The sequence below is a fragment of the Leifsonia sp. Root227 genome, from assembly GCF_001428745.1.
Classification (GTDB): domain Bacteria; phylum Actinomycetota; class Actinomycetes; order Actinomycetales; family Microbacteriaceae; genus Leifsonia.
In genome coordinates, this window is record NZ_LMIO01000001.1 from 810686 (window position 1) to 830179 (window position 19494).

The following is a 19494-nucleotide window of genomic DNA, read 5'->3' on the forward strand; positions in this document are numbered from 1 at the left end:
TTCTCGGGGTTGATGGGGCTTCTCGGGGTTGGTGGGGCGCTGCCGCTGCTCGGGATGCGCGGACGCGGGATGCGCCGACTCGGAATGCTACTTCGACCGTACTTCCTGCGGACTGCGTGTTCACCCAGATCTGGTATCTCGCCCGACCGATCGGCAGTACCGATCGATCCGCGGTGCGGGCCGATCGGCGGCACAGGCGACGATGTCGGAGGATCGGTCTACTCTGATGAACTATGCCAGCGCCTGTCATCACCGCGAACAACCTTGTCAAGAAGTACAAGGAGTTCGCCGCCGTCAACGGGATCAGCTTCGAGGTGGCTCCCGGGGAGTCGTTCGGGCTGCTCGGTCCGAACGGCGCAGGCAAGTCGACGACGATGCGGATGGTCGGCGCCGTGTCAACGCGCACGGGCGGCGAGCTGAGCATCCTGGGCCTCGATCCGAACAGCCACGGACCGGAGATCCGCTCGCAGCTGGGCGTCGTGCCGCAGGCCGACAACCTCGACACCGAACTGCGCGTGCGCGACAACCTGATCGTCTACGGCCGCTACTTCGGGCTGCCGGGCTCGCGGGTGCGGAAGCGGGCGGACGAGCTGCTGGCCTTCGCACAGCTCGAGGACAAGGCGAAGGCCAAGGTGGACGACCTCTCCGGCGGCATGAAACGCCGCCTCACCATCGCCCGCGCCCTCATCAACGACCCGCGCATCCTGCTGCTCGACGAGCCGACCACCGGGCTCGACCCGCAGGCCAGGCACATCCTCTGGGACCGGCTGTTCCGGCTCAAGGAGCAGGGCACAACGTTGGTGCTCACCACCCACTACATGGATGAGGCCGAGCAGCTCTGCGACCGCCTGGTCGTCGTCGACAAAGGCACGATCATGGCGGAGGGATCGCCTGCGGCGCTCATCAGGGAGTACTCGTCCCGTGAGGTGCTCGAGGTGCGGTTCGGCTCCGAGCGCAACAGCGAGGTAGCCCAACGGCTCGACGGCATCGGCGAACGCATCGAGGTGCTGCCCGATCGCATCCTGGTCTACAGCGACGACGGAGAGGCGGAGCTGGTGCGCATCGCAGAGCGCGGTCTGCACCCCATCACGAGTCTCGTGCGCCGCTCCAGTCTGGAGGACGTCTTCCTCCGGCTCACCGGCAGGAGTCTGATCGAATGAGCGCAACAGACACGGCTCCGGATGCGCAGGTCGCCATCGCCGCGGCGGTCCGGCCACGCAGGTTCGGGGCATGGTACGTCGCGGAGCACCGCTTCCGGGTGATGCGCTCCTACCTGCAGACGGTGCTGATGACCGCGCTGGGGTACCCGCTGCTCTACCTGTTCGCGATGGGCGTCGGCCTCGGCAGCCTGGTCAGCCGCAACCTGGGGGACCAGGGCGTCGATGGCGTCAGCTACCTCGCGTTCGTCGCCCCGGCGCTGCTCTGCACAGCGGCGGTGACCATCGCCAGCGAGGAGTTCACCTATCCGGTGATGCTCGGGTTCAAGTGGAACCCGACCTTCTACGGCATGAACGCCGCGCCGATCTCGGCCGGGCAGATCATCGACGGCCTGGTGATCTCGGTGGTCGCGCGGCTGCTCACGGCCAGCATCATCTACTACGTGGTGATGCTGCTGTTCGGTGCGGTTCCGCTGGCCACAGGGTTCCTGGCCATCCCTGTCGCCGTTCTCGCCGGCGTCGCGTTCGGCGTGCCGGTGATGACCTACGTGGCGACCCTGGAGCAGGACACCGGTCAGCTCGCCCTCGTGATGCGCTTCGTGCTGCTGCCGATGACGCTGTTCTCCGGCACGTTCTTCCCCCTCACCGCGATGCCGTGGTTCCTGCAGTGGATCGGCTGGCTGTCCCCGCTGTGGCACGCGTCGGAGCTGGCGCGCGTGTTCACCTACGGCATGCCGGAGCCGCTCTGGCTGACGATCACCCACGTGCTCTATCTGGCTGCGCTGTTCGTCGTGTTCTGGATGTGGACGCGCCGGATCGCCGCGAGGAGGCTGAACAAGTGAGCGGCGCAGACCAGACCCAGACCCAGACCGACGAGCGTCTCATCGCGACCGTCTCGCACAGCAGGCCGCTGCGCGCGCTCTACGCGGGGAACGCATCCAGTGTCATGCAGCGCGGCTGGCTCGCCACCCGCAGCACCAACTGGCTTGTCGTCGTCTCCGGCTTCTTCGAGCCGATCTTCTATCTGCTGTCCCTCGGCGTCGGGCTCGGGAAGATGGTCGGGGACGTCGCAACCTCGTCCGGCCAGGAGGTGTCGTACGCGGCATTCATCGCTCCGGCCCTGCTGGCGACAGCCGCGATGAACGGCGCGGTCTACGACTCCACCTGGAACGTGTTCTTCAAGATGCACTTCGCGAAGCTCTACGAGGGGATGCTGTCGACCTCGCTCGGGCCGCTCGACGTGGCGCTGGGGGAGATCCTGCTCGCCCTGGCACGCGGAGCGCTCTACGCCATCGGCTTCATGCTGGTGATGCAGGCGCTCGGGCTCAACCTGTCGTGGTGGGCCATCCTCGCACTGCCGGCCGTGCTGCTGATCGCGTTCGGGTTCGCCAGCTTCGGGATGGGCATCACCAGCTACATGAAGACCTTCCAGCAGATGGACTGGATCAACTTCGTCATGCTGCCGATGTTCCTGCTGTCCGCCACGTTCTACCCGCTGAGCGTCTACCCACCGGCCATCCAGGTGGTCATCCAGGCGCTCCCGCTCTGGCACGGCGTCGAGCTCGTCCGCGACCTGACCACGGGGGCGGTGGATGCGGGGCTCCTCTGGCACGTGCTGTACTTCGCCGTGATGATCGTGCTCGGCCTCATCCTGACGACCAGGCGGCTGCGCGCGCTGTTCCTCGACTAGCGCGCGCATCCACTCGTGCGAAAGGCGCGGCCCGGGCATCCCGGACCGCGCCTTCTGCACGAGTCGAGCCCGCTAGGAGACGTTCTCGTTGAAATCGATGTCCTTCGTCTCCTTGCTGAGGAAGAGCGCGATGAGCGTGAGGACGCCGGCGCCGGACAGGTAGATGCCGACCCAGAGCGTCGAGCCGTGCGCGACGGTCCACAGCCAGACCGCAATGGTCGGGGCGACGGCCGCGCCGAGCACGCTGGACAGGTTGTAGCTGATCGCGGAGCCGGTGTATCGCACGTTGGTCGGGAACAGCTCAGGCAGTTCGGCGCCCATCGGCCCGAAGGTCAGCCCCATCAGCGTGAAGCCGACGATGAGCAGCGCCATCGTGCCCACGAACCCTCCGCCGAACAGCGGCACGAACAGCAGACCGAAGACGATGATGCCGAGCGTCACCCAGATCAGCGTCTTGCGGCGGCCGTAGCGCTCGGCGAGCGGTCCGGCGACCAGCGTGAAGACGCCGAAGAACACCACGCCGACGATGAGCATGATGAGGAACTCGTTGCGGGTGTACCCGAGCCCCGGCACGAACGTGCTCGGGTCGAACGCCTTGCCCGTCTTCTCGGCTGCCGCGCGGGCCGTGGCCTCGGTGGCGGCGGTGGTGCCGTAGGTGAGGGTGAACGCGGTCATCAGGTAGAACAGCACGTAGGTGGCCAGCATGATGAACGTGCCGAGGATGATCTGGTACCAGCTGGTCTTGAATACCCGCGCCAGGGGAAGCTTGGCCACCTCGCCGGTGTCGACGACCTTCTGGAACGCCGGGGTCTCGACCAGCTTGAGCCGCACGTACAGCCCGACGATCACCAGGATGGCGCTGAGCAGGAACGGCACGCGCCAGCCCCACGCGCTGAACGCCTCGGGGCTCATCGACAGGTTGAGCGCCAGGAACAGCAGGTTGGCGATGATGAAGCCGATCGGTGCGCCGAGCTGCGGGAACGTCCCGTAGATCGCGCGCTTTCCTGCCGGGGCGTTCTCCGTCGCCAGCAGCGCCGCGCCGCTCCACTCTCCGCCGAGCCCGAGGCCCTGGCAGAACCGCATCACGACGAGGAGGAACGGCGCCCAGAACTCCCAGCCTGGCACCTGTGCGGTGGGCAGGCAGCCGATGAGGACCGTCGCGATGCCCATCGTGAGCAGCGAGCCGACGAGGGTGCCCTTGCGGCCGATGCGGTCGCCGAAGTGGCCGAACAGGATCGAGCCGACCGGGCGGGCGATGAACGCGACGCCGAAGACCGCGAACGACGCGAGGAGCGCCGTCGTGGGGTCTTCGTTCGTGAAGAACAGCGCGGGGAACACCAGCACGGCCGCGGTCGCGTATACGTAGAAGTCGTAGAACTCGATCGAGGTGCCGATGAGGCTGGCGAGGATGACGCGGCCGCGCGTGTTCGCTGGTGCGGCTGGTGGGGTGACGGAGGCCGTCGAAGACATGGAGGTGCTACTTCCGGGTTGCGTGACGAACAGAGAACGATGCTGGTGGATGCGGGCGTCGGTCGGGCGTCTCGCGAACTCGTGAGCAGAAGTGGTGTGGTTGGGGCGCTTGTGGCGCCCCTCCACCATACGTCGGCGGCGCGGCAGGCTCGAATCCGGCGCGGATGGGACCGGTCGCTACGCTGGAGGCATGGATACTCTGTTCGCAGTTCTGCACGTCGTGTCGGCCGTCTTCATCGTCGGTCCGATGGCCATCCTGCCGATGACCGCGATGCGCGCCGTCCGCGCGGGCAACGCCGCCCAGGTGGCCACGCTGGCGAAGTCGACCAACCTCTTCTCGCTGCTCTCGCTGCTCGTGATCGTGTTCGGCTTCGGTGTGATGGGGATGTCCGATCCGAAGTACAAGACCACCGTGACGACGCCGTGGATCCTCTGGTCGATCATCGCCTACGTGATCGCCCTCGGCCTGACGCTGTTCGTCGTGGTGCCCGCGATGAAGAAGGCTGCGGAGGCGCTGGAGACGCGCAGCGCATCCGGTGCCCCGGCCGCCGTCGCGGCAGGACAGACCCCGGCAGGCGAGGCCGCCGACCTGTCCTCGCGCGGCTACCCGGCCATCGCCGCAGGCTCAGGAGTCGCGTCGCTGCTGCTGGTGCTCGTGGTGGTGCTGATGGTCTGGAAGCCGTAGCGGCCGCAGCTCGTACTGCCCGCCGCGGCGGCCCTGGCGCTGGGAGAACAGCGCGAGTATGGTGTGCGCATGACCGCGGGGAAGGGTCACGGTGGGGTTCGTCGAGCGGGGCGTCTGGGCGTCGTGCTGGCGGTGCTCGTCGTGATCGGCCTCGCGGGAGGTGTCTCGCCCGTTCACGCTCAGGCGACGGGGCCGACACTTCTGGATGAGGACTTCCGTGGCGCGACCGCCGTTCCGTCGTTCGTCGGCTACGGCTCCGCCTGCCTGACCGGTGCGCCGGCGGGAGCTGCGCCTGCGCCAGGGGAGCACCCGCTCGCCGGCTGTCCCGTCTCGACCGGACCGACGCCGCCGAGCGGGGGAGCGCCGGACGGGTTCCTGCAGCTCACCGACGCATCCAACGACCAGGCGGGCGCCGTGCTCTACACGCAGCCGTTGCCGGCGACCAGCGGGGTGGAGATCTCGTTCGAGCAGTGGCAGTACGGCGGAACGCAGACGCCGTCGCCTGCGGACGGCATCGCGTTCTTCCTCGTGGACGGCGCGGCCACTCTGGATGCGCCTGGCGCGTTCGGCGGGAGCCTCGGCTACGCGCAGAAGCTTCCGGACGACAATCCGGCGAATACGCTCATCCCCGGCGTCAACCACGGCTACCTCGGCATCGGTCTGGATGTGCTCGGCAACTACTTCGGCGACTGGGAGAAGCGCGGCCAGAACTGCCAGGCAGGATCGCCGGCGGGGACTCCGTTCCGCATCCCTGGGCCAGGTGCGAACATGGTGACCGTGCGAGGGCCCGGCGACGGCGCGAACGGCTACTGCTTCCTCACGGCGACGACCACGAACTTCAGCAGCACGGCGCCGTGGCCGTCGACCCTCCCCGACCAACTGCACGGCCCGCTGACCACGATCCCGCCAGGGACCAGCGCAGCGGACGCCGCCGCGCTGCTCGAGCCGTCGAAGCGGGTCGTGACCGTCGTCATCTCCCCGGCGCCCAACCCGCAAGTGACGGTGTCCGTCGACTTCGGCGTTGGACCGCAGCAGGTGCTGTCGTTCGCCGCGCCCCAGCCGGTGCCGTCCACGTATCAGTTCGGTTTCGCCGCATCCACCGGGCTGTTCACCGATGTCCACCTGATCCGTACGGTGAGAGTCCAGGCGCTCGATCCGCTGCCCGCTCTCGACCTGGTCAAGCAGGTGGCGACCGCGGCCGGTCCGACCCCGGCCTACGGCGTCGGTGACACAATCCCGTACGAGTTCGTCGTGACCAACAGCGGGGGAGCGACTCTGACCGGTCTGGCCATCGACGATCCGCTGGTGGTCGGAGCCGTCTGCCCTGCCACGACCTTGCCGGTCGGCGAGTCGACGACCTGCACGGGCGGCTACGTCGTCACGCAGGCCGACGTGACGCGTGGCTACGTCGAGAACACCGCGACCGCGACCGCCACGGGTCCCGGTGGCGTCGTCGAGTCTCCGCCGTCCGGCACGTCGACCCCGCTCGGTGGTCCAGTCTCGCTCGCGCTGCAGAAGAACGTCGACGACAGCGCACCGTACGACGTCGGCGACACGGTCGACTACGAATACGTGGTGACCAACGAGTCCGCCACGCCGGTGGCGGACATCACCGTGACCGACGACCGCCTGACCGGGATCGTCTGCGACGCCGACACCCTGCAACCGGCCGATCAGCCTGGTTCGAGCACGGTCTGCCGGGGCAGCTATACGGTGACGGCCGCCGACGCGGACGCCGGCTCCGTCACGAACACGGCCACCGCCTCCGGCAACGCAGGTTCCGTGACCTCACCGCCAGCCGAGGCGACGATCACCGTGAACGCCGTGACACCCACGCCCACGCCGACGCCGACGCCGACACCCACGGTCACCCCGACGACCGCTCCGACGCCCCCAGCGACTCCTGGCACCGGCCAGGCCGAACTCGCCGATAGCGGCAGCGATGCCACCTGGCCCATCGTGGCTGGGTCCGCCCTGCTGCTGGTCGGCGTGGCGCTCGCCGTCCGACGGCGCGCGGCCAGAGGCCGGTAACGCCGCCGAACGCCGACCGGTCTCAGCCGCGCAGCGCGCGCAGCGTGACCGCCGTGCTCAGCGCAGCGTGCGCCGCCTCTGCGCCCTTGTCCTCTCGCGAGCCCGGCAGGCCGGCCCTGTCGATGCCCTGGGCTTCGTCGTCGAGGGTCAGCACGCCGAAGCCGACGGGCTTGCCGGTGTCGATGGCGACGCGGGTGAGCCCATCGGTCGCCGCGGAAGAGACGTACTCGAAGTGAGGCGTCCCTCCGCGGATGATGACGCCGAGGGCGACCACCGCATCCGCACCGGCCTCGAGGGCGGCCTTGCTCACCACGGGGAGTTCGAAGCTGCCAGGCACGCGCACCAGAGAGAACGTCGCTCCTGAGGCCTCCAGCGTGCGCTGCGCGCCCGCGATCAGACCATCGGTGATCTCGTCGTGCCAGGTGCCGGCGACGATCACGACGTTCAGGCCGGTTCCGTCGACGTTCTCCAGGGCGTTCGGGGCTCCCGCTCCGCTCATCGTGCTGTCCTTTCCGCTGTCTGCTCAGCAGGGGTGAAGAGGTGACCCATGCGGTCACGCTTGGTTTCCAGGTAGCCCTCGTTGAAGGTGCCGACGCCGACGACGAGCGGCACGCGCTCCTCCACGCCGATGCCGTGCTCTTCGAGCTGGCGCACCTTCTCCGGATTGTTGGTCAGCAGGCGCACCGACTCGATGCCGAGCTCCTGCAGGATGGCCGTCGCCGCCCCGTAGTCGCGGGCGTCGATCGGGAGGCCGAGGGCGAGGTTCGCGTCGAGCGTGTCCAGGCCCTCCTCCTGCAGCTTGTATGCGCGGAGCTTGTTGATCAGCCCGATGCCGCGGCCCTCGTGGCCGCGGAGGTAGACGACGACGCCGCCCTCGCGCTGGATCGTGTCGAGCGCCGCATCCAGCTGCGGGCCGCACTCGCACTTGAGCGAGCCGAACGCCTCACCGGTCAGGCACTCCGAGTGCACCCGGACGAGGGTACCGGATGCGCTGGGCTTGCCAGACACGATGGCCACGTGGTCCGCTCCGGTCATCCGGTCGCGGTATGCGCGCATCTTGAACGAGCCGTGCGTGGTCGGGACCGTGGTCTCGACCTCGAAGATCACCCGGGAGGTCTCCGGGATGGGCGTGACCGTCTCCAGCTGCTGGTCGCAGTGGAACTCCTGCAGGTAGGCGATCAACGCCTCGATCGTGATGACGAGCACGCCCTCGCGCTCGCCGAGGTCGATCAGGCCGGGGAGGCGCATCATCTCGCCGTCGTCGGCGACGATCTCGGCGATGGCGCCCACCGGGGTGAGCCCGGCCAGCTTCAGCAGGTCGACGGCGGCCTCCGTGTGCCCGTCGCGCTCGCGCACGCCGCCGTCGACGGCGCGCAACGGCAGGATGTGTCCTGGCCTGTGCAGGCTGGACGGCACGGAGTCGAGGTCGGCGAGCACGCGCAGCGTGTGGGCGCGGTCGGCGGCGCTGATGCCGGTGCTGAGCCGGTCGGCCGCATCCACGCTCACCGTGTAGTTGGTGCCGCGCGCGTCCTCGTTGGTGGCGACCATGACGGGGAGGTCGAGCCGGTCGGCGATCTCGTTGGTCATCGGTGCGCAGATGAAGCCGGAGGAGTTCTTGACCGTCCAGGCGATCCACTCCTGGCTGGCCAGCTCTGCGGCGAGGATGACGTCGCCCTCGTTCTCGCGGCTCTCGTTGTCCGCGACGATCACCGGCCGTCCGGCGCGGAGCTCGCTGAGGGCCTGGGGGATGGTGGCGAGGCTCATGATGCGCTCCGTTCCGGTTCTGCGGTCGATGGGTCTGAAATGGAGGACGGGAGCACGCTCTCGCGCCCCGCGTAGCCGAGGCCGAGCATTCGCTCGACGTGCCTGGCCAGGATGTCGGTCTCGATGTTGACGAGGTCGCCGACGGCGCGCTCGCCCAGGGTCGTGGCCGCGAGGGTCTCCGGGATGAGGGAAACTTCGAACCAGCCGTCGTCGATGGTGCCGCCGACCTCGCTCACCGTGAGCGAGACGCCGTCGATGGCGATGGAGCCCTTGCGCGCGACGAGGGGCGCGTGCTCAGGGTCGAGGCTCAGCCGCACGACGCGCCAAGCGCTGCCGTCCGTGATGGAGAGCACACGGGCGGTGCCGTCGATGTGGCCCTGCACGATGTGGCCGCCGAGGCGGTCGCCCACCTGGGCGGCGCGCTCGAGGTTCACCGTGCGGCCGGGCTGGACGCCGTCGAGCGTGCTCATGGCGAGCGTCTCGGCCATCACGTCGGCGGTGAACGTCTCCGCATCCTGGCCGATGACGGTGAGGCAGACGCCGCTGACCGAGATCGAGTCGCCGTGTTTCGCGTCGCTGACCGCGAGCGGGCCGCGCACCGTGATGCGGGCGGCGTCGTCCGTGAGGTCGACGGCGACGATCTCGCCGAGCTCTTCGATGATTCCGGTGAACATGCTCAGTTGCCTTCTCTCTGTGACTGCTCTGTGTTCTGCGACGGCTGCGACGACTCCCGCGACGGCTCCGGCACGGCGCGGACCAGCAGGTCGGCCCCCAACTGCTCGACCGACTGGATGCGCAGCAGCCGCTGCTCAGCGATGGTCCCGACCCCGATGTCCCCCAGCGCGAGCCTGCCGCCGCCGAGCAGGGTGGGCGCGAGGTAGATCGCGAACTCGTCGACGAGGCCGGCCTCGACGAACGCGCTGGCGAGCGTCGGCCCTCCCTCGACGTAGACGCGCCGGAAGCCGCGCTGGTGAAGGTCGGCGACCACCTCGTGCACATCGTGCGTCCCCTCGAAGATGACGGGGTTGGGGTGGCGGAAGATCGCCGCATCCTTGGGCACGCCGCGCATCCCCACCACCACAGGCGTCGGCTGGGTGCGCATCAGCTCGCCTGCGTCGCCGCGGGCCGTGAGGCTGGGGTCGTCGGCGAGCACTGTGCCTGTGCCGACCACGATGGCGTCGGAGGCTTCGCGCTGCTCGTGAACGCGCTGCCTGGCCGCTGCGCCGGTGATCCAGGTGCTCGTGCCGTCGTCCGCGGCAGCACGGCCGTCGAGGCTGCTCGCCCACTTGACGGTGATGTGGGGGCGGCCGAGCCGCGCGGCGGTGAGCCAGTCGTCGAGGAAGGACTCGACCTCGTCGGCCAGCACGCCGCCGATCACCTCGACTCCGGCTTCGCGCAGCCGTTCCGCGCCTCCGCCGGAGGAGTGGCCGGGGTCGGACACCGCGTAGACGACGCGGGAGACGCCCGCCTCGATCAGGGCCTCCGAGCACGGACCGGTGTGACCCCAGTGGTTGCACGGCTCGAGCGTGACGACGGCGGTCGCGCCGCGCGCGGCTCCCTCGCCGAGCTTGGACAGCGCGTCCACCTCCGCGTGCGCCGTTCCGACGCCGCGGTGCCAGCCCTCGGAGATGGTCGCGCCGTCGGCGTCGACGATCACGCAGCCCACCCGCGGGTTCACGCCGGTGGCCGGCCCGTTGTGAGCGAGTTCGATGGCGGTTCTCATCGCCGCGTCCCACGTCATCCCAGATCGGTCCTGTCTCTTTGAATCGAGACGTGTGCCGGGGTCGCGTGGCGAGCGGTCGCACGCGACCGCCACCCGTGCTGCCTCCCATCCGGACTGAGTTGCCAGGCGTTGCCTGACCCCATTACCGTCGGTGCCGGAATTTCACCGGCTCAACAGTGCTGCGCTCTCACGCAGCCCCGCTCGCGGACTGTCACCGCCGGTTCGGACTTTCACCGACCCCGGAGCACGTTTATCTTCTGAGTCTAGTCAACGCGCGGGTCCGCCGAGTATTCCCGTCGCACTGTTACGCGGTCGGCTGCCTGATCCAGCCGGCCGTGACGCCCTGGACGACCGAGCCGTCGAGGTCTGCGAGCTTCACCCCGGCGAACCGGCGCGCTGCCTCCGACGGCTGCACGCGGGCTGCGGGATGCTCGTCCGCCAGCACGGAGACGATCACCTCCGCGACGCCGTCTGGCGTCTGCGCGTTGGCCGGATCGAACGCGGCGGCGGTGCGCGCGAGGTACGCGTCGAACAGCGGCCGGTACGGCGAGTCGTCCGCAGGAGCCGAGCCGGCCGCTCCGACGTTCGCCACGAACTCGGTGGAGACGGCGCCAGGCTCGATGACCGTCACCCGCACGCCGAGCGCGGCGGCCACCGGTGTCAGAGACTCCAGGAAGCCTTCGACGGCGAACTTCGCCGCACAGTACGCCTCGTTGAACGGCTGACCGACCACCCCGCCGACGCTGGAGACGGTCAGCAGCCTGCCGCCGCTCTCGCGCAGCAGGGGCAGCGCCGCCTTGGTGACGGCGACGACGCCGAAGAAGTTGACCTCCATCACGTCGCGAACGGCCTGAACGGACTCGTCCTCGATCGTGCCGACGTGACCGGCGCCCGCATTGTTGAGCAGCGCGTCCAGTCGTCCGTGCGCCGACCGGATGTGCGCGAAGCACGCCTCGATGGATGCGGGGCTCGTCACATCCAGAGCCTGCACGTCGAGCGATACTCCCGCCTCGCGCGCGGCGGCGTCGAGGGGCCCGCGCTTGCCGAGATCGCGCATCGTCGCGACGACGGTGTGACCTGCGCGGGCGGCGGCGATGGCGGCGGCCCGGCCGATGCCGGTCGACGTTCCGGTGATGAGGAGGACGGAGGCGGAGCCGGTCGCGGAGGCGGTCATGCGCTCAGTCTCGCAGCGACACCAGTGCGCGCGCTGTGCCCTCGTCCACGATCAGGTCGGTGATGAGCTCGGCGGAGAGGGCGCCGCGGAGGCTGTGCACCTTGGAGGGGCCGGACACCACGCAGACCCGGCGCGGCACCCGTTTGATGAGGTCGATGTCCGGGCCGCTCGCCCGCTCGTTGAGCGGGATGCCGTGGTGACTGCCGTCCTCGCGGAAGAACACCGTGGCGACGTCGCCGACCACACCGGACACGTCCAGGGATGCGTAGTCGGCCTGGTCGAGGTAACCGCCGGCGTACACGTGGGAGCGCACCTCGGAGAAGGGCGAGCCGAGGCCGAAGATCGCCACGTCCATCCGCTCCTGGATGTCGAGGATGCGCCTGGTGCTGCGCTCGCGCCACATCGCCTTCTTGGTCTGCGGGTCGTCGAACAGGGCGGGGACGGGGAACTCCTGGATGGTGCCGGAGAAGGTGTCGCCGAACCTGCGCAGGATCTCCGAGGCGTAGAGCACACCCGTCGTGTACGTGTTGCCCGCACCGTTGAGCTGCACGAATTCGAGGTTGTGCAGATCCTTCGGGATGAGGTGCCTGCTGAGGGCGCTCATCGTGGACCCCCAGGCGATGCCGACGGTCTGATTGGAGTCGATGAACCTGTCGAGAATTCGTGCAGCCGAGATGGCTACGCGCTCCAGTCTGTCCACGTCGCTGATGGCGCTCGGCATGGGGACGATGTGCGCCGCGATGCCGTACCGGTCATGGATGTCCTGCTGGATGCGCGTCGCGCCCTCGTGCGGTGTCGCGATCTGGATGGTGACCAGTCCGGAGGCCCGCGCATAGCTGAGCAGGCGGGAAACGCTGGACCGCGAGGTGTGCATCTCGTGGGCGATGGCCTCCATCGTCAGGTCCTGCATGTAATAGAGGTGACCTGCTTTGAGCGCGTCGCGCGTCTTCTCCGGCAGGTTCTCGGTCTCTGGGCTGGGCATCGGGTGTCGTCTTCTCTCGTCGAGCTACGGCTGCACGTATGTGCAGCCAGCTTGAACAAAGTGTCCGGGCATCGAAAACTATAGCTGCCAGACACCCGCACCGACAGAACCACAGGAGAAAGCCGTGACGACGAAGTCGAACGCAGCCCGCAGCGAGGTCGAACGCCTCCGTGACCGCCCGAACGCCCGCGTGCTCGTCATCGGCGGCGGCATCAACGGCATCGGCACCTTCCGCGACCTCGCGTTGCAGGGCATCGACGTCGTGCTGGTCGAGCGCAACGACTTCGTCTCCGGAGCGTCCGCTGCGTCGAGCCACATGATCCACGGCGGTGTCCGTTACCTGGAGAACGGCGAGTTCCGCCTCGTCAAGGAGTCGGTCACCGAGCGCAACGGCCTGCTGAAGATCGCGCCGCACTACGTCAAGCCGCTGCAGACCACCATCCCGATCTTCTCCACCTTCTCCGGAATCCTGGCCGCCCCGCTGCGCTTCCTCACCCACAAGCAGGGCAAGCCGAAGGAGCGCGGTGCGTTCCTGATCAAGACCGGCCTCACGATCTACGACTCGTTCTCCCGCGACGGCGGCAGCGTTCCGCGCCACCAGTTCTCCGGCAAGAAGAAGTCCCTGGAGACCCAACCGGAGCTGAACCCCGGCATCAAGTACACGGCCACATACTTCGACGCCAGCGTCCACGACCCGGAGCGCCTGGCGCTGGATGTGCTCGCCGACGGTCTCGCGGCCGGTCCGCACGCCCGCGCGGCCAACTACGTCGAGGCGATCGGCGTCCGCGACGGCGGCGTGCTCGTCCGCGACCGCGAGACGGGCGAGGAGTTCTCGATCGTCGCCGACGTCGTCGTCAACGCGTCAGGACCGTGGACCGACCTCACCAACGCCGCGCTCGGCCGCAGCACCGAGTTCATGGGCGGCACGAAGGGCTCGCACATCGTCCTCGACAACCAGGAGCTGCTTGAGGCGTGCAAGGGCCGCGAGATGTTCTTCGAGAACAACGACGGCCGCATCGTGCTCATCTACCCGCTCAAGGGCAGGGTCATGGTCGGCACCACGGACCTCGAAGCGGACATGTCGGAGCGCGCCGTGTGCACCGAGGACGAGATCGACTACTTCATCGAACTGGTCTCGCACGTTTTCCCAACGATCCCTGTGACCCGCTCGCAGATCGTCTACAGCTTCTCCGGGGTCCGCCCTCTGCCGCACCACGACGACACAGCGCCTGGGTTCGTGTCCCGCGACTACCGCATCGTGCCAGGCAGCATCGACGGCCTCGGCGACACGAAGATCCTCAGCCTGGTCGGCGGCAAGTGGACGACGTTCCGTGCGCTGAGCGAGCACCTGGCCAACGAGACGCTGGATGCGCTCGGCGCCACCCGCACTGTCTCCACCGCCGGTCTCGCCATCGGAGGAGGCGTCGGCTTCCCTGCCACCCCGGCGGCGGAGCGCGACTGGATCGCCAGGTACGGCGCCGACGTGGGAAGCGAGCGCGCATCCCAGCTGCTGCACCGCTACGGCACCAAGGCGACGTTCGTGATCGACGCCGTCGCCGGCAGCGACGACGACGACACTCGCCTCGCCAACGCGAGCGAGTACTCCCGCACCGAGATCGACTACCTCGTGCGCACCGAGCACGTCGTGCACCTCTCCGACGTGTTCCTGCGCCGCACGAGCATCGCGTTCGTCGGCGGAATCAGCGGCGCGCTGGTGCGCGAGGTCGGCGAAATCGTGGCGAACGCACTCGGATGGTCGCCAAACCGGCGGTCCGAGGAGGAAGATGCATTCATAGCGGAACTCGCCGACGCCCACCGGGTGCACCTCGAGTCGGAGGACGGCAGCGAAGCCGCAGCGCTCCGATGATGCACGAACGTGCATAGCACGGTTCTTGTCACGGTGGGCTGGCGCGAATAGCGTTCAATTGCCCACCCTGACGAGAACCACACCACATCGCACAACAGGGTGCGGGTCAACTGAACAACTGGAAGGTCAACGTGGACAATATCGGTGTAGATTTCCTGTCGGAGTTGGTGGGCACGGCGATGCTCGTCCTCCTCGGTACTGGCGTTGTGGCGAACGTCGCTCTCATCAAGAACAAGGGCTTCAACGGCGGGTTCCTGATGGTGAACATCGGCTGGGGCCTCGCGGTCTTCGCTGGTGTGATCGTCTCCTACAACTCCGGCGCTCATCTGAACCCTGCTGTGACGCTCGGACTTGTCGCCAACGGCGCCAAGGCGTTCGGCTCCGCAGCCGCGCACACGCTTGTTCCGGTGAACTTCGGTGTCGTGGCCTTGTACATCCTGGCTCAGCTGATCGGTGCCATCATCGGCGCCGTCCTCACCTGGCTGGCGTACAAGAAGCACTTCGACGAGGAGCCGGAGCCCGCGAACAAGCTCGGTGTCTTCTCGACCGGCCCTGCCATCCGCAGCTACGCGTGGAACCTCGTGACGGAGATCATCGGCACGTTCGTGCTGGTGTTCGTGGTCATCGCGTTCGGCCACCAGCCGGGAACCGCTGCCGGTCTCGCCGCCCTCGGCGCTCTGCCCGTCGCCCTCCTGGTTATCGGCATCGGCGCCAGCCTCGGTGGTCCGACGGGGTACGCCATCAACCCTGCCCGTGACCTCGGCCCGCGCATCGCGCACGCCATCCTGCCGATCAAGGGCAAGGGTTCGAGCGACTGGTCGTACGCCTGGGTTCCCGTCGTCGGCCCGATCATCGGTGGTCTGCTCGCCGGTTGGCTCGCCATCATCCTGCTCCCCATCCTCAAGTAGCACCCGCGGGCCGGTCCGGAATCGGACCGGCCCGCATCAGTCCCACCCCCCAAAACAAAGGAGTTACCTATGGCCGACTACGTTGTCGCCATCGACCAGGGCACGACCAGTACCCGAGCGATCATCTTCGACAAGTCCGGGTCGATCGTGTCGACCGGTCAGTTGGAGCACGAGCAGATCTTCCCGAAGGCCGGTTGGGTGGAGCACAACCCGGTGGAGATCTGGAACAACACCCGCGAGGTGATCGGTCAGGCGCTCTCCAAGGCAGACCTGACCCGTCACGACATCGCGGCCGTCGGCATCACGAACCAGCGCGAGACCGCGGTGGTCTGGGACAAGAACACCGGCGAGCCCGTCTACAACGCCATCGTCTGGCAGGACACCCGCACTCAGCCGATCGTCGACCGCCTCGCGGCCGACGGGGGCGTCGAGCGGTTCAAGCAGATCGTCGGCCTTCCGCTGGCGACCTACTTCTCGGGCACCAAGATCGTCTGGATCCTGGAGAACGTCGAGGGAGCTCGTGAGCGCGCGGAGGCCGGGGACCTGCTCTTCGGCACCACGGACTCGTGGGTGCTCTGGAACCTGACAGGCGGCCCGGACGGCGGCGTGCACGCCACCGACGTGACCAACGCCTCCCGCACCCTGTTCATGGACCTGGAGACGCTGACCTGGCGCGACGACATCCTCGAGGTGTTCGGCGTTCCGAAGTCGATGCTCCCGGAGATCAAGAGCTCGTCGGAGGTCTACGGCGAGGTCGAGCCGTCCAGCCTTCTCCGCGAGGTGCCTGTCGCTGGCATCCTCGGCGACCAGCAGGCGGCGACGTTCGGCCAGGCCGCGTTCGACACCGGCGAGTCGAAGAACACCTACGGCACGGGCAACTTCCTCATCTTCAACACGGGTGAGGAGATCGTCCACTCGAAGAACGGTCTGCTGACGACGCTGGGCTACAAGCTCGGCGACGCGAAGCCGCACTACGCCCTCGAGGGTTCCATCGCCGTCACCGGTTCGCTGGTGCAGTGGCTCCGCGACAACCTGGGCATCATCTCGAGCGCCCCGGAGATCGAGGAGCTCGCCAAGACGGTCGAGGACAACGGCGGCGCGTACTTCGTGCCCGCGTTCTCCGGTCTGTTCGCGCCGTACTGGCGGTCGGATGCGCGCGGTGCGCTCGTCGGCCTCACCCGGTACGTCAACAAGGGGCACATCGCCCGCGCCGCCCTGGAGGCCACGGCATTCCAGACCCGCGAGGTGCTGGATGCGGTCAACGCCGACTCCGGCGTCGACCTCACCGAGCTGAAGGTGGACGGCGGCATGATCGCCAACAACACCCTGATGCAGTTCCAGGCCGACATCCTCGGCGTCCCCGTCATCCGCCCGGTCGTCGCAGAGACGACCGCTCTGGGTGCCGCGTACGCCGCCGGTCTGGCGGTGGGCTTCTGGGAGAACCTGGACGACCTCCGCAAGAACTGGCAGGAGGACAGCCGCTGGGAGCCGAAGATGGACGACGACGAGCGCGACCGTCAGCTCCGCCTCTGGAAGAAGGCCGTCACCAAGACCTTCGACTGGGTCGACGAAGACGTGCAGAACGCCTGATCGTCACGCACGCGCGAACGCCGCTCGGCTCCCGCCGGGCGGCGTTCGCGCGTTTCCCGCTTACGCGAGCAGGGAGGGCAGCTCGGCGAGCGACCGGATGCGCAGCACACCGGCCGCCGCGGCGTCGGCCGCGTCCTCCTGCGCAGGCGTCTCTCCTGTGCGGTCCAGCCAGACGCCGGTGAGCCCGGCGCGGGCAGCGCCGATCGCGTCGGTGCGCAGCCGGTCGCCGATGTACGCCGCGTCGCCGGGCGTGACGCCGAACACCTCGCAGGCGTGCAGGAAGATCGCCGGGTCCGGCTTCACGATGCCCAGCTCTCCGGACGCGATCACGTGCTCGACCCGCTGGTCGAGGGCCACGGTCGTCACCTTGCGCGTCTGGAACGCCAGGTCGCCGTTCGTGATGAGACCGAAGCGCACGCCGGGGATGCGCTCGGTCAGCGCATCCAGGCACGGCAGCGCGTCGTCGTGCAGGGCCCAGCTCTCCACGTAGCGCTCGAAGTACGTCGCGAACCACACGCTCGCCGCCGCGTCGTCGAGGGCGACCCCGTGCCTGGCGGCGAAGTCGCGGGCGCGCGCCTGGCGCTGCCCCTCGAAGTCCAGACGGCCGGCGAGGTACGAGTGGTAGTGCGTCTCCTCCAGGTCGTGCCAGAAGGAGACCGTCGTGGCGGCGTCCAGGGCGCCGTATGGCGCGCCGAGCGTCGACACGTGCTTCTGGATGCCGGCGGCCACGGCGGCCCGGTGGGCGAACAGGGTGTCGTCCAGGTCGAACAGCACGACAGTGGGCGTTGTCATGCGTCCGCTTGCACGTAGGTCGCGTCCGGCCAGTCGCCCGCCTGCTCCCGCGGATCGGACGGCAGCAGCGCAGCCTGCCAGTCGTCCAGGCGAGCGCCGCGCTGAACTCCTCCCGCGCGCCTGGTGCCCTCGAATCGGAAGCCTGCGCGGCGGGCGACGGATGCGCTGGCCGCGTTGCCGACGAACGCCCGCCAGACCAGGCGCTCGAGTCCGAGGCCGGACGGCTCCGGCGCGAACGCGTGGTCGATCGCGAGCGCGACGGCCGCCGTCATCAGGCCACGGCCCCGTGCCTCCGGCGCCAGCCAGAAGCCGATCTCCGCTTCGCCGTCGCGGATGCCGTCGAGGCCGATCATGCCGATCAGCTCGCCGTCTTCCGATTCGCGGATCGCCCAGGTGCGCGACGCGCCGCTCGTCCAGGCGGCTGGCACGATATCGAGCACGAACGTCTCCGCGTTCTCTCGGACATACGGGGACGGCACCGTCGTCCAGCGCGCGATCGCGGGCTCGGCGCACAGCTCGGTCACCCGGTCGATGTCGGCTGCTCCCGGCACGGAGAGCACGACGCGTGAGCCCGTCAGGACGATGGGCTCACGCGTCGATTCCGCTGTCATGCTGCGACCTCAGCGCACGCGGCGCAGGAAGCCGACGCGGTCGTAGACCGTCGCGAGCGTCGCCTCGGCGATCTCCTCCGCGCGAGCGGCGTTCCTGGCGAGGATGCGATCGAGCTCCGCCGGGTCGTCGAGCAGGTCGAGCGCGCGCTGGCGCACGGGCGCGAAGGTCTCCACGACCACCTCGGCGAGGCCCTTCTTGAAGTCGCCGTAGCCTTTGCCGTCGTACTCCAGCTCGATCGACTCGACGCTGCGGCCGGAGAGCGACGCGTAGATCGACAGCAGGTTGGAGATGCCCGGCTTGCCTTCTCGATCGAACGACACGACGCCGTCGGTGTCGGTCACGGCGCGCATGATCTTCTTCTGAGTGACCTTCGGCTCGTCGAGCAGCCACACCACGCCAGCGTGCGACTCCGCCGACTTCGACATCTTGGCCGCGGGGTTCTGCAGGTCGTAGATGCGGGCGCTCTCCTTGAGGATCATCGCCTGCGGCACCACGAACGTCTCGCCGAATCGGCTGTTGAAGCGCTCAGCCAGGTCGCGGGTCAGCTCGACGTGCTGGCGCTGGTCGTCGCCGACCGGCACGACCTCCGCGCCGTAGAGCAGGATGTCCGCCGCCATCAGCACGGGATAGGCGAACAGGCCGACAGAGGTCGCCTCGGCGCCCTGCTTGGCCGACTTGTCCTTGAACTGCGTCATGCGCGACGCTTCGCCGAACCCGGTGATCGTGTTCAGCACCCAGGCGAGCTCGGCGTGAGCGGGGACGTGCGACTGCACGTACAGGGTGGATGCCGACGGGTCGATCCCGGCCGCGATGTACTGCGCCGCCGTCCTGCGCGTCTTCTCGCGCAGTTCGGCCGGCTCCTGGGCGACCGTGATCGCGTGCATGTCGACCACGGAGAAGAACGCGTCGTGGGTGGTCTGCAGCTCTTTCCACTGCAGCAGCGCTCCGATGTAGTTGCCGAGCTGCAGGGAGTCTGCCGATGGTTGCATGCCCGAATAGAGGCGGGGGAGAGTGGTCATGGGATGTCCTTGAAAGTCTGAAGAGTGGAG

The 19494-nt window shown here is 68.5% G+C and carries 18 protein-coding genes and 1 riboswitch; of the genes, 8 read left to right on the forward strand and 10 right to left on the reverse strand.

The genetic code is table 11. From position 1 onward, the window contains the following. Positions 1-233: 233 nt before the first annotated feature. From ASE16_RS03730 to ASE16_RS03740, 3 genes are read left to right on the forward strand one after another with little or no spacing between them, the layout of a single operon-like run. Positions 234-1160 (forward strand): ABC transporter ATP-binding protein, encoded by a 927-nt coding sequence (locus tag ASE16_RS03730; RefSeq protein ID WP_055890669.1) that lies wholly within the window; start codon positions 234-236, stop codon positions 1158-1160. Next, entirely contained in the window at positions 1157-1999 is an 843-nt protein-coding gene (locus ASE16_RS03735; RefSeq protein ID WP_055890671.1) for an ABC transporter permease, read from the forward strand. The genes ASE16_RS03730 and ASE16_RS03735 overlap by 4 nt, the downstream gene beginning before the upstream one ends. A 41-nt stretch (positions 2000-2040) precedes the next feature. After that, the gene (locus tag ASE16_RS03740; RefSeq protein ID WP_055891573.1) at positions 2041-2847 is read left to right on the forward strand and encodes an ABC transporter permease; all 807 of its coding nucleotides are present in this window, start codon (positions 2041-2043) and stop codon (positions 2845-2847) included. A 72-nt stretch (positions 2848-2919) separates the two neighbouring features. On the opposite strand, the gene ASE16_RS03745 is transcribed toward ASE16_RS03740, so the two are convergent. After that, positions 2920-4317 carry an MFS transporter gene (locus ASE16_RS03745; protein WP_055890673.1) on the reverse strand — a complete coding sequence of 466 codons (1398 nt, stop codon included), beginning with the start codon at positions 4315-4317 and terminating at the stop codon, positions 2920-2922. 190 nt (positions 4318-4507) lie between these two features. Between ASE16_RS03745 and ASE16_RS03750 the strand changes: the two genes are divergently transcribed. Both ASE16_RS03750 and ASE16_RS03755 read left to right on the forward strand, forming a co-directional pair. Then, positions 4508-5002 carry a DUF2269 family protein gene (locus ASE16_RS03750; RefSeq protein ID WP_055890674.1) on the forward strand — a complete coding sequence of 165 codons (495 nt, stop codon included), beginning with the start codon at positions 4508-4510 and terminating at the stop codon, positions 5000-5002. Positions 5003-5071: 69 nt separating this feature from the next. Beyond that, positions 5072-7033, forward strand: coding sequence for a lectin-like domain-containing protein (locus ASE16_RS03755; protein ID WP_157480092.1), 1962 nt, complete (start codon positions 5072-5074; stop codon positions 7031-7033). 22 nt (positions 7034-7055) lie between these two features. Here ASE16_RS03755 and ribH read toward each other — a convergent pair whose 3' ends face one another. The 6 genes from ribH to ASE16_RS03785 form a co-directional block, all read right to left on the reverse strand. Continuing rightward, positions 7056-7532: a 6,7-dimethyl-8-ribityllumazine synthase gene (gene ribH / locus ASE16_RS03760; RefSeq protein ID WP_055890677.1), complete on the reverse strand. Its 477-nt coding sequence runs from the start codon at positions 7530-7532 to the stop codon at positions 7056-7058. After that, positions 7529-8797: a GTP cyclohydrolase II gene (gene ribA, locus ASE16_RS03765; protein WP_055890679.1), complete on the reverse strand. Its 1269-nt coding sequence runs from the start codon at positions 8795-8797 to the stop codon at positions 7529-7531. Before ribA ends, ribH begins: the two co-directional genes overlap by 4 nt. Beyond that, positions 8794-9471: a riboflavin synthase gene (locus ASE16_RS03770; protein ID WP_055890681.1), complete on the reverse strand. Its 678-nt coding sequence runs from the start codon at positions 9469-9471 to the stop codon at positions 8794-8796. The genes ribA and ASE16_RS03770 overlap by 4 nt, the downstream gene beginning before the upstream one ends. 2 nt (positions 9472-9473) lie before the next feature. Continuing rightward, a complete protein-coding gene (gene ribD, locus ASE16_RS03775) occupies positions 9474-10538 on the reverse strand; it encodes a bifunctional diaminohydroxyphosphoribosylaminopyrimidine deaminase/5-amino-6-(5-phosphoribosylamino)uracil reductase RibD (RefSeq protein ID WP_055890684.1) in 1065 nt (354 codons plus the stop codon). A gap of 73 nt (positions 10539-10611) precedes the next feature. Further along, a riboswitch (FMN riboswitch) is annotated at positions 10612-10772 on the reverse strand. Positions 10773-10824: 52 nt separating this feature from the next. Next, positions 10825-11694 (reverse strand): SDR family NAD(P)-dependent oxidoreductase, encoded by an 870-nt coding sequence (locus ASE16_RS03780; RefSeq protein WP_055890685.1) that lies wholly within the window; start codon positions 11692-11694, stop codon positions 10825-10827. A gap of 4 nt (positions 11695-11698) precedes the next feature. After that, positions 11699-12676 (reverse strand): sugar-binding transcriptional regulator, encoded by a 978-nt coding sequence (locus tag ASE16_RS03785; RefSeq protein WP_055890687.1) that lies wholly within the window; start codon positions 12674-12676, stop codon positions 11699-11701. A 124-nt stretch (positions 12677-12800) separates the two neighbouring features. Here ASE16_RS03785 and ASE16_RS03790 point away from each other — a divergent pair, with 124 nt between their 5' ends. The 3 genes from ASE16_RS03790 to glpK all read left to right on the forward strand — a co-directional run bounded on the left by ASE16_RS03790 (position 12801) and on the right by glpK (position 17041). After that, positions 12801-14543 carry a glycerol-3-phosphate dehydrogenase/oxidase gene (locus ASE16_RS03790; RefSeq protein WP_055890689.1) on the forward strand — a complete coding sequence of 581 codons (1743 nt, stop codon included), beginning with the start codon at positions 12801-12803 and terminating at the stop codon, positions 14541-14543. 179 nt (positions 14544-14722) lie between these two features. After that, entirely contained in the window at positions 14723-15451 is a 729-nt protein-coding gene (locus ASE16_RS03795; protein WP_055891577.1) for an MIP/aquaporin family protein, read from the forward strand. Positions 15452-15520: 69 nt separating this feature from the next. Beyond that, positions 15521-17041: a glycerol kinase GlpK gene (gene glpK / locus ASE16_RS03800; RefSeq protein ID WP_055890691.1), complete on the forward strand. Its 1521-nt coding sequence runs from the start codon at positions 15521-15523 to the stop codon at positions 17039-17041. 60 nt (positions 17042-17101) lie between these two features. Here the strand turns inward: glpK and ASE16_RS03805 are convergent, their stop codons facing one another. From ASE16_RS03805 to trpS, 3 genes are read right to left on the reverse strand one after another with little or no spacing between them, the layout of a single operon-like run. Beyond that, positions 17102-17833, reverse strand: coding sequence for an HAD family hydrolase (locus ASE16_RS03805; RefSeq protein WP_055890694.1), 732 nt, complete (start codon positions 17831-17833; stop codon positions 17102-17104). Beyond that, complete coding sequence (locus ASE16_RS03810) at positions 17830-18444, reverse strand: GNAT family N-acetyltransferase (RefSeq protein ID WP_055890696.1); 615 nt, start codon at positions 18442-18444, stop codon at positions 17830-17832. Before ASE16_RS03810 ends, ASE16_RS03805 begins: the two co-directional genes overlap by 4 nt. 9 nt (positions 18445-18453) lie before the next feature. After that, positions 18454-19464 (reverse strand): tryptophan--tRNA ligase, encoded by a 1011-nt coding sequence (gene trpS / locus ASE16_RS03815; protein WP_082581211.1) that lies wholly within the window; start codon positions 19462-19464, stop codon positions 18454-18456. Between the last annotated feature and the right edge of the window lie 30 nt (positions 19465-19494).